At 58.8% G+C, this 12,159-nt stretch carries 15 protein-coding genes; 11 read left to right on the top strand and 4 right to left on the bottom strand.

What is annotated here, in order from left to right; translation table 11 throughout:
- The first annotated feature begins 182 nt into the window (after positions 1-182).
- From HDE72_RS06595 to HDE72_RS06610, 4 genes are all read left to right on the top strand, one after another.
- On the top strand, positions 183-410 hold the full coding sequence (locus HDE72_RS06595; RefSeq protein WP_065308091.1) for a sulfurtransferase TusA family protein: 228 nt from the start codon (positions 183-185) through the stop codon (positions 408-410).
- A 254-nt stretch (positions 411-664) separates the two neighbouring features.
- On the top strand, positions 665-1,414 hold the full coding sequence (locus tag HDE72_RS06600) for an electron transfer flavoprotein subunit beta/FixA family protein (RefSeq protein ID WP_183738132.1): 750 nt from the start codon (positions 665-667) through the stop codon (positions 1,412-1,414).
- 39 nt (positions 1,415-1,453) lie between these two features.
- Entirely contained in the window at positions 1,454-2,386 is a 933-nt protein-coding gene (locus HDE72_RS06605; RefSeq protein WP_183738133.1) for an electron transfer flavoprotein subunit alpha/FixB family protein, read from the top strand.
- A 91-nt stretch (positions 2,387-2,477) separates the two neighbouring features.
- Positions 2,478-4,268 carry an acyl-CoA dehydrogenase gene (locus tag HDE72_RS06610; RefSeq protein WP_183738134.1) on the top strand — a complete coding sequence of 597 codons (1,791 nt, stop codon included), beginning with the start codon at positions 2,478-2,480 and terminating at the stop codon, positions 4,266-4,268.
- 67 nt (positions 4,269-4,335) lie between these two features.
- Here the strand turns inward: HDE72_RS06610 and HDE72_RS06615 are convergent, their stop codons facing one another.
- Both HDE72_RS06615 and HDE72_RS06620 read right to left on the bottom strand, forming a co-directional pair.
- Positions 4,336-4,968: a glycine zipper 2TM domain-containing protein gene (locus HDE72_RS06615; protein WP_183738136.1), complete on the bottom strand. Its 633-nt coding sequence runs from the start codon at positions 4,966-4,968 to the stop codon at positions 4,336-4,338.
- A gap of 253 nt (positions 4,969-5,221) precedes the next feature.
- Positions 5,222-5,656, bottom strand: a complete 435-nt coding sequence (locus tag HDE72_RS06620) for a TM2 domain-containing protein (protein ID WP_260176547.1) — start codon at positions 5,654-5,656, stop codon at positions 5,222-5,224.
- A 300-nt stretch (positions 5,657-5,956) separates the two neighbouring features.
- Between HDE72_RS06620 and rpsP the strand changes: the two genes are divergently transcribed.
- The 7 genes from rpsP to HDE72_RS06655 all read left to right on the top strand — a co-directional run bounded on the left by rpsP (position 5,957) and on the right by HDE72_RS06655 (position 10,541).
- Positions 5,957-6,208, top strand: coding sequence for a 30S ribosomal protein S16 (rpsP, locus tag HDE72_RS06625; RefSeq protein WP_076567307.1), 252 nt, complete (start codon positions 5,957-5,959; stop codon positions 6,206-6,208).
- A gap of 15 nt (positions 6,209-6,223) precedes the next feature.
- A complete protein-coding gene (gene rimM / locus HDE72_RS06630; protein ID WP_221291184.1) occupies positions 6,224-6,781 on the top strand; it encodes a ribosome maturation factor RimM in 558 nt (185 codons plus the stop codon).
- 50 nt (positions 6,782-6,831) lie between these two features.
- Entirely contained in the window at positions 6,832-7,578 is a 747-nt protein-coding gene (gene trmD / locus HDE72_RS06635; RefSeq protein ID WP_183738138.1) for a tRNA (guanosine(37)-N1)-methyltransferase TrmD, read from the top strand.
- Between the two features lie 129 nt (positions 7,579-7,707).
- The gene (gene rplS, locus HDE72_RS06640; RefSeq protein WP_099415880.1) at positions 7,708-8,091 is read left to right on the top strand and encodes a 50S ribosomal protein L19; all 384 of its coding nucleotides are present in this window, start codon (positions 7,708-7,710) and stop codon (positions 8,089-8,091) included.
- Between the two features lie 83 nt (positions 8,092-8,174).
- Entirely contained in the window at positions 8,175-8,834 is a 660-nt protein-coding gene (locus HDE72_RS06645; RefSeq protein WP_183738140.1) for a CoA pyrophosphatase, read from the top strand.
- A gap of 121 nt (positions 8,835-8,955) precedes the next feature.
- Entirely contained in the window at positions 8,956-9,915 is a 960-nt protein-coding gene (locus tag HDE72_RS06650; protein ID WP_183738142.1) for a CobD/CbiB family protein, read from the top strand.
- A 290-nt stretch (positions 9,916-10,205) separates the two neighbouring features.
- A complete protein-coding gene (locus tag HDE72_RS06655) occupies positions 10,206-10,541 on the top strand; it encodes a DUF3579 domain-containing protein (protein WP_183738144.1) in 336 nt (111 codons plus the stop codon).
- A 189-nt stretch (positions 10,542-10,730) separates the two neighbouring features.
- Here the strand turns inward: HDE72_RS06655 and HDE72_RS06660 are convergent, their stop codons facing one another.
- The gene (locus HDE72_RS06660; RefSeq protein ID WP_183738146.1) at positions 10,731-11,276 is read right to left on the bottom strand and encodes a GNAT family N-acetyltransferase; all 546 of its coding nucleotides are present in this window, start codon (positions 11,274-11,276) and stop codon (positions 10,731-10,733) included.
- 35 nt (positions 11,277-11,311) lie between these two features.
- Positions 11,312-12,052: a GntR family transcriptional regulator gene (locus tag HDE72_RS06665; RefSeq protein WP_183738148.1), complete on the bottom strand. Its 741-nt coding sequence runs from the start codon at positions 12,050-12,052 to the stop codon at positions 11,312-11,314.
- Positions 12,053-12,159 lie beyond the last annotated feature (107 nt).

The following is a 12,159-nucleotide window of genomic DNA, read 5'->3' on the forward strand; positions in this document are numbered from 1 at the left end:
GCCCGCAAACGTGGTTTGCGGGCCCTTATTTTATTTGTCCTCTCGTTGTGACCCCACAACAGCTGTTGAACTATTTTGGTGCAGCGCGTCATGGGCCGCTAATTGGAGTACTATGTCGAAAATCAGTACAACAAAACAATGGTGGGATATTGATGAGCGACACACTACTTGATACCGAGATTATGGAATTTCATAAAGAACTCGATGCGCGGGGCTTGAATTGCCCTTTGCCGATTCTGAAAGCAAAAAAAGCATTGGCAGAGCTGCAAAGCGGTGAAGTGCTGCGCATCATGGCAACCGATCCCGGTTCCGTGCGTGACTTCCAGGCCTTTGCCAAACAAACCGGCAATGCGCTGCTGTCGCATGTGCAAACGGGCACGGAGTTTGTTTTCTTGATGCAACGCAAGTAAATCTGATGGGCCGGGGCCGTCGCAGTACGGCCTGGCCAGCCTGGCTGGCACCCCTTGCTGCTACGCTTTTGCTGCCCTGCAGCGTCTTCGCATCTACCCTTGAAATCCATGCAGCATCTTGATTTAGATGGATTGCTCTAACAAAAAATCGCACGATCGTGCTTAAATTCGGTTCAAGATTCAAATTTCTCTTATAATCGAAGTCACAATCAGCACTTGATCCGTCATTTTTATAATTTCCCAAAGGCATAGCTATGAAAGTCTTGGTACCCGTCAAACGCGTGGTCGACTATAACGTCAAAGTACGCGTCAAGAGTGACGGCACTGGCGTCGATACCGCCAACGTCAAAATGTCGATGAATCCTTTCGATGAAATCGCGCTGGAAGAAGCCACGCGTCTGAAAGAAGCCGGCAAGGTGACTGAAGTGGTCGCCATCTCCTGCGGCGTGACCCAATGCCAGGAAACCCTGCGCACCGCGATGGCCATCGGCGCCGACCGCGGCATCCTGGTGGAAACGACGACCGAACTGGAACCGCTGGCCGTGGCCAAGCTGGTGAAAGCGCTGGCCGATAAAGAGCAGCCACAACTGATTATCCTGGGCAAGCAAGCCATCGACGACGACAGCAACCAGACCGGCCAGATGCTGGCGGCGCTGCTCGGTTGGCCGCAAGCCACCTTCGCCTCGAAAGTCGTGCTGGAAGACGGTAAAGTGACCGTCACCCGCGAAGTCGACGGCGGCCTGGAAACCCTGGCATTGACCCTGCCAGCGATCATCACCACCGACCTGCGCCTGAACGAGCCGCGTTATGTGACCTTGCCTAACATCATGAAGGCCAAGAAAAAGCCGCTCGACATCACCAAGCCGGAAGACCTGGGCGTCGACGTTACGCCACGCCTGAAAACCCTGAAAGTTGCCGAGCCAGCCAAGCGCTCGGCCGGTATCAAGGTGCCGGACGTGGCCACGCTGGTCGCCAAGCTGCGTACCGAAGCCAAAGTCATCTAAGCGGCTTGCCGCTTCTCCAGAACAATTACAGGACATATCATGGTCGCATTAGTTATTGCTGAACACGACAACGCTAGCTTAAAAGGCAGCACCCTCAACACCGTGACCGCAGCTTTTCATTGCGGTGGCGACGTGCACGTGCTCGTCGCTGGCTCGAACGCAGCTGCCGCCGCTGCGGCCGCTGCGCAAATCGCCGGCGTTTCCAAGGTCATCGTGGCCGACGCGCCGCATTTCGCTGACGGCCTGGCTGAAAACGTGGCTGAACAAGTGCTGGCGATCGCCGGCAACTACAGCCACATCCTGGCGCCAGCCACCGCTTACGGCAAAAACATCTTGCCACGCGTGGCGGCCAAGCTGGACGTAGCGCAAATCTCGGAAATCACCAAGGTCGATAGCCCGGACACGTTCGAGCGTCCTATCTACGCCGGTAACGCGATTGCCACCGTGCAATCTGGCGACAAGATCAAGGTCATCACCGTGCGCACCACCGGTTTCGACGCGGCTGCCGCCACCGGCGGTTCGGCTGCCACCGAGACCATCGCTGCCGTTGCCGATAATGGCAAGTCCGCTTTCGTGGGCCGCGAAGTGGCCAAGTCCGACCGTCCTGAACTGACCGCCGCGAAAATCATCGTATCGGGCGGCCGTGGCATGGGTTCGGCTGAAAACTTCCATATCCTCGAACCGCTGGCTGACAAGCTGGGCGCCGCCATGGGTGCTTCGCGCGCTGCGGTCGACGCCGGCTTCGTGCCGAACGACTGGCAAGTGGGCCAGACCGGCAAGATCGTTGCGCCATCGCTGTACATCGCGGTCGGTATTTCGGGCGCGATCCAGCATCTGGCTGGCATGAAAGATTCGAAAACCATCGTGGCGATCAATAAAGATCCGGAAGCACCGATCTTTGCCGTGGCGGACTACGGCATCGTGGGCGATCTGTTCGAGATCGTGCCGCAACTGGTGAAAGAATTGGGCTAAATCAAGCCCATCCCGGTTTTGTTTATTCAAAGCCACGCCGGCCCGCCCACCACGGCGAGCCGCGCGTGGCTTTTTTCTTGGAGGAAATAAGATGAGCTATCAAGCCCCGCTGAAAGACATGTTGTTCGTCATGAACGAACTGGCCGGCCTGGCCGAAATCCATACGCTACCTGGCTGTGAAGACGCGACGCCGGATACGGCCGAGGCTGTGCTGGAAGAAAACGCCAAATTCTGCAGCGGCGTGGTAGCCCCATTGAACGGTCCCAGCGACAAGGAACCCAGCTTTTTCCATGACGGCAACGTCACTACCTCGAAAGGCTTCAAGGAAGCCTTCCAGGCTTATGGCGAAGCGGGCTGGCAAGGCGTGCAGCATCCGACCGAATTCGGCGGCCAAGGCTTGCCGAAACTGCTGGCCACGCCCTGCATCGAGATGCTCAACTCGGCCAGCATCTCGTTCGCGCTGGTGGCCCTGCTGTCGGATGGCGCCATCGAAGCGCTGCTGACGGCGGGCAGCGATGCACAAAAAGCCACCTATCTGGAAAATCTGGTGTCGGGCAAGTGGACCGGCACCATGAACTTGACCGAGCCGCAAGCCGGTTCCGACCTGGCCGCCGTGCGCACGCGCGCCGTACCGCAAGGTGATGGCACGTATCAAGTGTTCGGCACCAAGATTTTCATCACCTATGGCGAACACGACATGGCCGAGAATATCGTCCATCTGGTGCTGGCGCGCACGCCGGACGCCCCGGCTGGCGTGAAAGGCATTTCCCTGTTCATCGTGCCGAAATTCCTGGTCAATGCCGATGGCAGCCTGGGCGCGCGCAACGATGCGCACTGCGTCTCGATCGAGCACAAGCTGGGCATCAAGGCCAGCCCGACGGCGGTATTGCAATTCGGCGACCATGGCGGCGCCATCGGCACCCTGGTGGGCGAGGAAAACCGTGGCCTGGAATACATGTTCATCATGATGAATGCAGCCCGTTTCGGCGTCGGCCTGCAAGGCATCGGCCTGGCCGAGCGCGCTTATCAGCAGGCAGTCACTTTCGCCAGGGGCCGCGTGCAGTCGCGCGACCTGGCCGGCTCGCCTGGCCCGGTCTCCATCATCCATCACCCGGATGTGCGCCGCCTGCTGATGGCGATGCGTTCGCAAACCGAGGCGGCGCGCGCGCTGGCCTATGTGGGCGCGGCCATCAGCGACGTGGCCCATCACCATCCGGATGCGGACGTGCGTGCGGAAAGCCTGGCCACCTATGAATATCTGGTGCCGGTTATCAAGGGCTGGTCGACGGAAATGTCGCAGGACGTGGCCCGCGATGGCGTGCAAGTGCATGGCGGCATGGGTTTTATTGAAGAAACGGGCGCCGCCCAGCATTACCGCGACGCCAAGATCCTCACCATCTACGAAGGCACGACCGCCATCCAGGCGAATGACCTGGTGGGCCGCAAGACCGTGCGCGACGGCGGCGCCGTGGCAAAAGCCATCATCGCCCAGGTGCGCGCCACCGAAGCCCAGCTGGGCGAACTCACCGGCGCCGACTTCCAGGCCATGCAGCGCCACCTGGCCGAAGGCAGCGCCGCGCTGGAAGCTGTCGTCGAGTATGTGCTGGCGAACGTGAAGAGCGATATCAAGGGCGTGTTTGCAGGCAGCGTGCCCTATCTGAAGCTGGCTGGCATCGTGCTGGGCGGCTGGCAAATGGCGCGCGCGGCCATCGTGGCGCAGCAAAAGCTGGGCGAGGGCAGCGGCGATGCGGCGTTCTACAAGGCGAAGATCGGTACGGCGCGTTTCTTTGCCGACCATATCCTGTCGCAAGCGCCGGGCTTGCGCGCCACTATCATCGATGGCAGCGCCGGCGTGATGGCGCTGGATGAAGCGCAGTTTTAAGCCCCAGAAGCAAAGACTGGGGGCGGACCCTCAGGGTCCGACCCCGGCGTTTGTTCTTGGGTTTGGCTTATCTGCGGGCAATGCCGTTGCCGGAGTTGCGCACCAGGTCGCCGGCCGTCAGGCCCGGGTCCTGGTCGAAATTGAAATCAGCCTTGGCGCCCGTTTCATATTGCACGGTAACGGTCCATACCTTGGCGTTTTTGTAGTGGCCTTCGACTTGTTTTCCGGCATAGGCGCCGCCCGCTGCGCCGGCCAGGGTGGCCAGGTCGCGGCCGGTGCCGCCGCCGACCTGGCGGCCCAGCAAGGCGCCCGCCACGCCGCCGCCTATCAGGCCCAGCGCGCCGCCTTCACCGGCTTTTTCGCTCACATTGACTGCCAGTACCTTGCCGCAATCGGCGCAGATCTGGTGCTGGGCTTGTGGCTGCTGATACTGGGTCGAGCCGCCAGCCAGCGCGGCTTTTTGCGCGGCCTTGGCATTGATGATGGCCTGGTCGTATTCGCTCTTGGCGTCGCGCAGGCATTGCAGGCGCGCTTTCGAGGTGGTCTCGTCGGCACACAATTTCTTGTCATCCGCATAGCGTGTATTCGCCTGCCTGGTATCGTAGGTGTATTGCGCCTTGGGCGACAGGTTTTGCGCAGTGGCCACACCACTGAACAGGGTGGCGACGGCTGCAGCGAGGATTAAAGGGCGACGAATCATGATCTTCTCCATTAAAAAACACCAGCAGCGCTGGTCTTGAGACCAGTATAGAGAAAAGCATAATTGCTTGCCCACACCACTGCGCGTGCGGTGCGCAAGGTTTTGACGATGCGAGTTGCCGGGGAATTAACAACGCCTAACAAAACCGTAGCGAGCGGAAGGGAGAGGTGGCTAAGAAGCGCAACCGTACGATAGGTACGGTGAGCATCGCAGGCTACCTATACCGACGCGCAGTAGGTTTTGATAGGCGTCCCTAGCCGTAGGCGCCACCGGTGTAGAGTAGGTCGAACAGGCGCGCCATGGTGGCGATCAACACGCCGGCGCCTAGCATCAGGGTAGCGACCAGCACCACGGCCAGCGGCCAGCCCGTATCGGATTGCTGGCCTGACGCCGCGTTGTAGTGTCCATCCCATTTTTCATCGGACATCAGTCCCAGCACCAGCGCTTCGAGGAAGCCGATCAGGCCCGATACGATCAAGGGCAGGCTCTGGTAAAACCAGTCCGCGTCAGGCAAGGCCAGGCGTAGTGCCAGACTAGCGGGCAGGGCGGCCAGATGCAGCCAGCCCCAGCGATCCTTGCCGCCATGCAGATAGAAGCGGTGCAGGCCCAGCGTACCCAGAAGAAACGCCAGCAGGGTGGTGAAAGCCTTGTTCTTGTGTGTGGACGGCGTCATGGTCGTGCTGCTCATGAGAACTCCAGGATTGCTTATCGGGAAAGATTATCAGTATGGTGCATAAGGCTGCGTGAGGCATAGCTTTTTGTGTAGCGTAAATAGTATTAAAACGGCATGCGAAATAACAATAAAATGCACGGTTTATGGCTGCGCAAGCCTGATAAGTGCAGACGGGTATTGCGTCTTTGGCGATGTCTGGTCATAATGTTTGATTAGCCCAAATTACACGCCCGTCATCATAACGCTTGCTGCCTGGCGGTAAAGCGCGCTATAATTTGCGGCTTTTTCCGCCTCAGCACACTTTTTGGAAATATTATGGTCGTTATTCGTTTAGCTCGTGGAGGCGCCAAGAAGCGCCCGTTCTTCAACATCGTCGCTACTGATTCGCGCAATCGCCGCGATGGTCGCTTCATTGAGCGTATCGGTTTTTACAACCCGATGGCGCAAGGTGGCGAAGTTCCACTGCGTATCACCGCAGACCGTCTGGCCTACTGGCAAGGCGTTGGCGCACAATTGTCGCCAACCGTTGCTCGTCTGGTTGCCAGCAACGGCAAAGCAGCAGCTTAATATCAGATCACTGGTTTGACGGTCAAGACTGCATCCGGGGTGAAAGTCCCCGATGACCTGGTACAGGTAGGCTATGTCTCCGGTGCCTATGGCATTGCTGGCGGGGTCAGGATCACTCCTTTCTCCGACGACGCGGATGCATTATTAAGCGTTAAAACCTGGTGGCTTGATAAACCGACCTTGCATGACGTTGACGTCAGGCAGGCGAAGTTGCACGGCGGCGACGTCGTGGCCCAGCTGGTGGGTGTGGTAGGGCGGGATGCCGCAGAAGCGCTGAAAGGCGTCTCTGTGCAAATTCCGCGTAGCCATTTCCCTACGCTGGATGCCGATGAGTTTTATTGGTCCGATCTGATCGGGCTGACAGTTGAGAATTTACAAGGCGAGTGCCTCGGCGTAGTGACCGACATGATGAGCAATGGTCCGCAATCGATATTGCGTATCGCTCCAGTCGAGAACCCGGATGACTCGCTAGACAAGGCGCCTGAGCGCCTGATCCCGTTTGTTGGCCAGTTTGTCATTAACGTTGACAAGGCCGGCAAGAAGATCACGGTCGATTGGGGCCTGGATTATTAAGCCGATTGCGCTCACTTTGCGCCGCGTAATGTTTTTGGAATGGGCCAGCGATGCAATTTGATGTCGTCACCCTGTTCCCGGAAATGTTTGCCGCGCTGACGCAGTCGGGTGTGACCCGGCGTGCCTTCGGACAAAAGAAATGTGGCTTGTCCTTGTGGAATCCCCGTGATTTCACGACGGATAATCACCGTACCGTGGATGACCGCCCCTATGGCGGCGGCCCCGGCATGGTGATGATGGCCAGGCCGCTCGAAGCGACGATCAATGCCGCGAAGCAGCGCCAGACGGAGCTTGGTCTGGCCGCGCCGCGCGTGGTATTCATGTCGCCGCAAGGCCGTCCCTTGACGCATGAAAAAGTCACGCAACTGAAGGCCGAACCTGGCCTGGTGATTTTGTGTGGCCGCTATGAGGCGGTCGATCAGCGCCTGCTTGACCGTTGTGTCGATGAAGAAATCAGCGTCGGCGACTTCGTGTTGTCGGGCGGTGAATTGCCTGCCATGGCCTTGATGGATGCGGTGATCCGCTTGTTGCCCGGTGTCTTGAATACCGAGGCCTCGGCGATCGAGGACAGCTTCGTCAATGGTTTGCTCGATTCGCCCCATTACACGCGGCCTGAAACGTATGAAGGCGTGGCTGTGCCGCCCGTTTTAATGGGTGGCAACCATGCCGAGATCGTCAAGTGGCGCCGCCAGCGCATGCTGGAAGCGACCGCCAAGAAGCGTCCCGATCTGTTGATCGGCGCGCGTGCCGCCGGCTTGCTGAGCAAGTCCGACGAACAATTTTTGGCCAGCCTGTAAGCTTTCTTCGGAAGGCAAGCAGGGTGGTTGTAGTGCCGGGCATGTTGCCCATATGTAGTACCCATCCTCTACCGGGCGGATAGTACGCTATCCACAGTGCGCCGGCATGATGGTTTTCGGAGTTATAAAATGGACTTGATTCAACAATTAGAGCAGGAAGAAATTGCCCGCCTGGGTAAAACCATTCCTGAATTCGCACCTGGCGATACCGTTATCGTCAACGTCAACGTAGTCGAAGGCACGCGCAAGCGCGCCCAGGCATACGAAGGCGTCGTTATCTCCCGTCGTAACCGTGGCCTGAACTCGAACTTCATCGTTCGCAAGATCTCGTCGGGTGAAGGCGTTGAGCGTACGTTCCAACTGTACTCGCCGCTGATCGCTTCGATCGAAGTGAAACGCCGTGGTGATGTTCGCCGCGCCAAGCTGTACTACCTGCGTGAGCGTTCGGGCAAATCGGCTCGTATTAAAGAAAAACTGCCAAATCGCCGCGTTGTGGCGAAAGCAAGCGCGTAATATCAGCGTCTGCCTTGGAAAAGGGGGTACCATCGGTACCCCCTTTTTTATTTCAGCGCAGAATGCATGTTCAGGAGGACTGCATGACGACACTCACATTTGATCCACAGCAATTAGCTGTCGATGCCATCGCTGGCGAAGCGGCGCTCGATGCTGCGCGCCTGGCGCCGGACTGGCTGCGTGAGCGCCTGGCTGCTCCACCCGCCTGGCAGGCAGAGTTGCCAGAAACGGCGCTGTCTACGCGCGCTGAACCCGTTCCGGCTGCCGTGCTGATTCCCCTGGTGCAGCGCCCGCAGGGCTTGAGCGTGTTGCTGACCATGCGCACCGATCATTTGAGCAGCCATGCTGGCCAGATCAGTTTTCCCGGTGGGCGCAGTGAAGTCTACGATGTGACCCCGGTGGCCACTGCCTTGCGCGAAACGGAAGAAGAAGTGGGTCTGGCGCGCGCGCATATCGAAGTGCTGGGCTGCCTGCCTGATTACCTGACCGGCACCGGGTACCGGGTCACGCCGGTGGTGGGCCTGGTCACGCCGCCATTCAGCTTGCGTGCCGATCCGTCCGAGGTGGCGGAAATCTTCGAAGTACCGCTGGCCTTCCTGATGGATGGCGCGCATCATCAGCGTTTGTCGGTGGAATTGGCGGGCAGGCGCCGCTCGTTTTATGCCATGCCGTATGAGCGGTTCTTCATCTGGGGCGCCACGGCAGGCATGCTGCGCAACCTGTTTCACCTCTTGCGGGCTTGAGGGCGATTAAAAAAACCGTGCTGAAAATTCGTGCTGCACGTAATAAGTTTGATTCCAGCACGGCACTGCGCTATCGTAGCGGGCATTGCGGTATTGCTGAAAAAGACAAAAAGGACGTTTGATGACATTTCTCTCCATACTTTGCGCATTGCTGATCGAGCAGCTCAAACCTTTGCGCGCGGATAATCCTATCTACGCCGAGATCAAGAGCCTGGCGATGCGCATGGAGACCTGGTTCAATGCCGGCCATGCCAGCCATGGCCGCATGGGCTGGTTTTTGATGCTGGCCATGCTGATGGTGCCGACGGCGGCCATTTATTGGGTCTTGTCGTATTACAAGCTGACCTTCGTCGCCTTCGCCTGGAATATCCTGATCGTTTACCTGACGCTGGGTTTCCGGCACTACAGCCATTACTTCACCTCGATCCAGCTGGCCTTGAGCGCAGGCGACGAGGCTGCCGCGCGCACCTTGCTGGCCGAGTGGACCAAGCAAGATACGGTGGGCATGGAAGTGAGTGAAATTTCGCGCATCGCCGTCGAAAAGGCTTTGATCACCACCCATCGCAATGTGTTTGGCGTCTTCTTCTGGTTCCTGATGCCGATCGGCCCGGCTGGCGCCGTGATGTACCGCGTGGCCGAATACCTGGCGCGCGCCTGGAATGAACCGGAACACATGCGCAATGAAGCATTCGGCCAGTTTGCCGAGCGTGCTTTTTACTGGATCGACTGGATCCCCGTGCGCCTGACGGCCGTGGCCTTTGCGGTGGTGGGCAATTTTGAAGATGCGATCTATGCCTGGCGCAACTTTGCCCACCGCTGGCAAAATGAGGCGATCGGCATCATCCTGACGGCAGGCGGCGGCGCCATGGGCGTACGCCTGGGCACGCCAGCTGAAACGGCGGCCCGCGTGGTGGTCACGCCGGACATGGCGGTCGATGACAGCGACAGCGAAAGCGACATCCTGCCCGGCGAAGAGCCTGGCGCGCGCGCCTTGCAGAGCACGGTGGGCCTGGTCTGGCGCGCCTTGCTGCTGTGGATGCTGTTATTGCTGCTGATGTCAGGCGCTGTCTGGCTCGGTTAATAGCAGGGATGGCGGCATTCACATAGCGTCTGTGTATGCGCATTAGGGCTTGAACAGAGGTAAAATGAGGGGCTGGCGCGTGGTACGCACCAGCCCCTGTTTTCATGTTCGTTCATATCTGCTTACATCTGCAGTTCAGATCGGGCTAGAAGCCAGGTCTTCTATAAGATATAATACTGACTGAGCGCTGCAAGCGTCATCGCAGGCAGTCGCAATAAGTTGATGCAATTGAAATACCAGCCCGGTTTCGCTGCCGGGGCCATTCACGCAATCCAGTCCCGACAAGCCACATGGCCGAGTTATCTCAAAACAACGGAGAACTCTCAGACGAGTTCTTTATCTTAGGTCTCACCAGCAATGGCAAGCAGTTTCGCCCCAGCGACTGGGCCGAGCGCCTGTGCGGAGTGATGTCCTGTTTTAATCCCGAAGGTGGCGGGCGCAATGCGCACCTGCAATATTCGCCTTATGTACGCCCGACCCTGGTCAATGGCGTGAAATCGGTGGTGGTCAATACCAAGCTGCGGGAAATCGAACCGATGGCGTTTCACTTCGTGCGCGAGTTCGCCAAGGATAACGACCTGCAAATCGTCGAAGCCTGTTTGCTGCCGCATCCAGACGAGAAGTAAGTACTCATTCTGACAATGCCGCCAGCCCGCGTCCGTGGGCAAGGGTGGTGTTGGTCCGCACACACTGCCAACGCGCACTCAATCAAATCCCCTCGCCTGAAAATGCTGGAGTTGCAACTCGTTTAACGGGACATGCATGTACTATCTGTCCAGGTCATTGTGGTAGATGGAGGGCATGGAAATCTGGCTTTATGCCGCTACGCGCGCATACATGAAAAAATTCCCCGGCACACCGCGCACCATGCGGTAGGAGCGTAGCCAGCCTTCCCGTTCGAATCCCGCTTTTTCCAGCACGCGTATCGATGCCGCATTGGTGTCGAGCACGCAAGCCTGCACGCGCAGGCAGCGCTGCGATTGCAATGCCCAATCGCCCGCTGCCACGCAGATGGCCGTGGCGATGCCGCGTCCCCACCATGCTGGCGCCAGGTCGTAGGCAATTTCCGCCTGGCGGTGCTGCACCGAGCGCTGGTTGAATCCCACGGTGCCGATCAGGCGGCCCGTGCTGCCGTCTGCACAACGTTCGGCAATCGCAAAACGCAGCGGTGTTTCCGCTCCGGCTATCTGGTAGCTATTGAACAGCGCATATAAATCATGGATGTCGCGCAACTGCCAGCTGGTGTGGCGGACGACTTCCGGATCGCGTAAATAGGCATACCAGTGTGGTATGTCGGCCGCCAGCAGCGGCCGGATTTCGACCAGCGGATGGTTGCAGGGTGGCAGGGATGGAGCTGGCATGCATATCTCCTGTGGCGGCTGGAATCGATGGCTACTTAACTCGTACTTAATTCTGCCACAAAATCGTACATGTCTCCCCGGAAGTAGGAGCGGCAGAATTCCACCGCGCGGCCATCGCGCAAGAAACCCAGGCGTTCCACCGACAAGCCGGCATCGCCTTCCTCGGCTTGCAGCAGGCTCGCCTGTTCGCCTGTCAGTAGTAGCGCACTCAAGCGCTGCAAGGCGCGCACCGGGCGGTTGCCCGCCTGTTCCAGCGCGTCGTACATGGAAATATCCACGGCTTCAAGCGCCGGCAGGCAGCTTGCCACGATGGTGGCGTACTCCAGGCACATCGGCACCTCGTCCGCATAGCGGATGCGGTGAAAACGGTACACGGGCGCGCCGGGCGAGAGCCGCAAACGCAGCGCTTCTTCCGGCGTGACGGTGCCTTCCGAACGCTTGAGCCAGACGCTGCGCGGCGTACGGCCGCGGGCCCGCATGTCCTCGGAAAACGAGGTCAGCTTGGCGAAGTTTTTTTCGATGCGGGTATTGATGAAATTGCCGGAGCCGGGACGCCGCACCAGCAAACCTTCATTCACCAGGCCATCGATAGCCTTGCGCACGGTGATGCGCGATACGGCCAGGTCCATCGCCAGTTGGCGTTCGGCCGGCAGTGCTTCGTCGGGGCCGAGGATGCGTTTGTCGATCGCTTCGCGCAGTGCGCGCTGCAATTGCTGGTACAGGGGCAGGCTGCTGGTTTGCCCCAGGCCTTGCATGATTTGAGCCAGGGTAGTCATACGGTGGGCGTCTCCGTTATGGCGCGTTATGGACGCGCTCTGCATGTGTTTTTCGTCGCTGGATAATACCAAAAAAGGCCGTGATAAAACCAATTTTCATGGTCAAG

Source organism: Janthinobacterium saanense (genome assembly GCF_014200675.1).
Classification (GTDB): Bacteria; Pseudomonadota; Gammaproteobacteria; order Burkholderiales; family Burkholderiaceae_D; genus Janthinobacterium.

Coding starts and splice junctions, on each gene's coding strand:
- HDE72_RS06665 (WP_183738148.1), bottom strand. CDS start 12,052: ATGACTACCCTGGCTCAAATCATGCAAGGCCTGGGGCAAACCAGCAGC.
- HDE72_RS06605 (WP_183738133.1), top strand. CDS start 1,454: ATGGTCGCATTAGTTATTGCTGAACACGACAACGCTAGCTTAAAAGGC.
- HDE72_RS06660 (WP_183738146.1), bottom strand. CDS start 11,276: ATGCCAGCTCCATCCCTGCCACCCTGCAACCATCCGCTGGTCGAAATC.
- HDE72_RS06615 (WP_183738136.1), bottom strand. CDS start 4,968: ATGATTCGTCGCCCTTTAATCCTCGCTGCAGCCGTCGCCACCCTGTTC.
- HDE72_RS06600 (WP_183738132.1), top strand. CDS start 665: ATGAAAGTCTTGGTACCCGTCAAACGCGTGGTCGACTATAACGTCAAA.
- HDE72_RS06655 (WP_183738144.1), top strand. CDS start 10,206: ATGGCCGAGTTATCTCAAAACAACGGAGAACTCTCAGACGAGTTCTTT.
- HDE72_RS06645 (WP_183738140.1), top strand. CDS start 8,175: ATGACGACACTCACATTTGATCCACAGCAATTAGCTGTCGATGCCATC.
- trmD (WP_183738138.1), top strand. CDS start 6,832: ATGCAATTTGATGTCGTCACCCTGTTCCCGGAAATGTTTGCCGCGCTG.
- HDE72_RS06620 (WP_260176547.1), bottom strand. CDS start 5,656: ATGAGCAGCACGACCATGACGCCGTCCACACACAAGAACAAGGCTTTC.
- HDE72_RS06595 (WP_065308091.1), top strand. CDS start 183: ATGGAATTTCATAAAGAACTCGATGCGCGGGGCTTGAATTGCCCTTTG.
- rpsP (WP_076567307.1), top strand. CDS start 5,957: ATGGTCGTTATTCGTTTAGCTCGTGGAGGCGCCAAGAAGCGCCCGTTC.
- rplS (WP_099415880.1), top strand. CDS start 7,708: ATGGACTTGATTCAACAATTAGAGCAGGAAGAAATTGCCCGCCTGGGT.
- HDE72_RS06650 (WP_183738142.1), top strand. CDS start 8,956: ATGACATTTCTCTCCATACTTTGCGCATTGCTGATCGAGCAGCTCAAA.
- HDE72_RS06610 (WP_183738134.1), top strand. CDS start 2,478: ATGAGCTATCAAGCCCCGCTGAAAGACATGTTGTTCGTCATGAACGAA.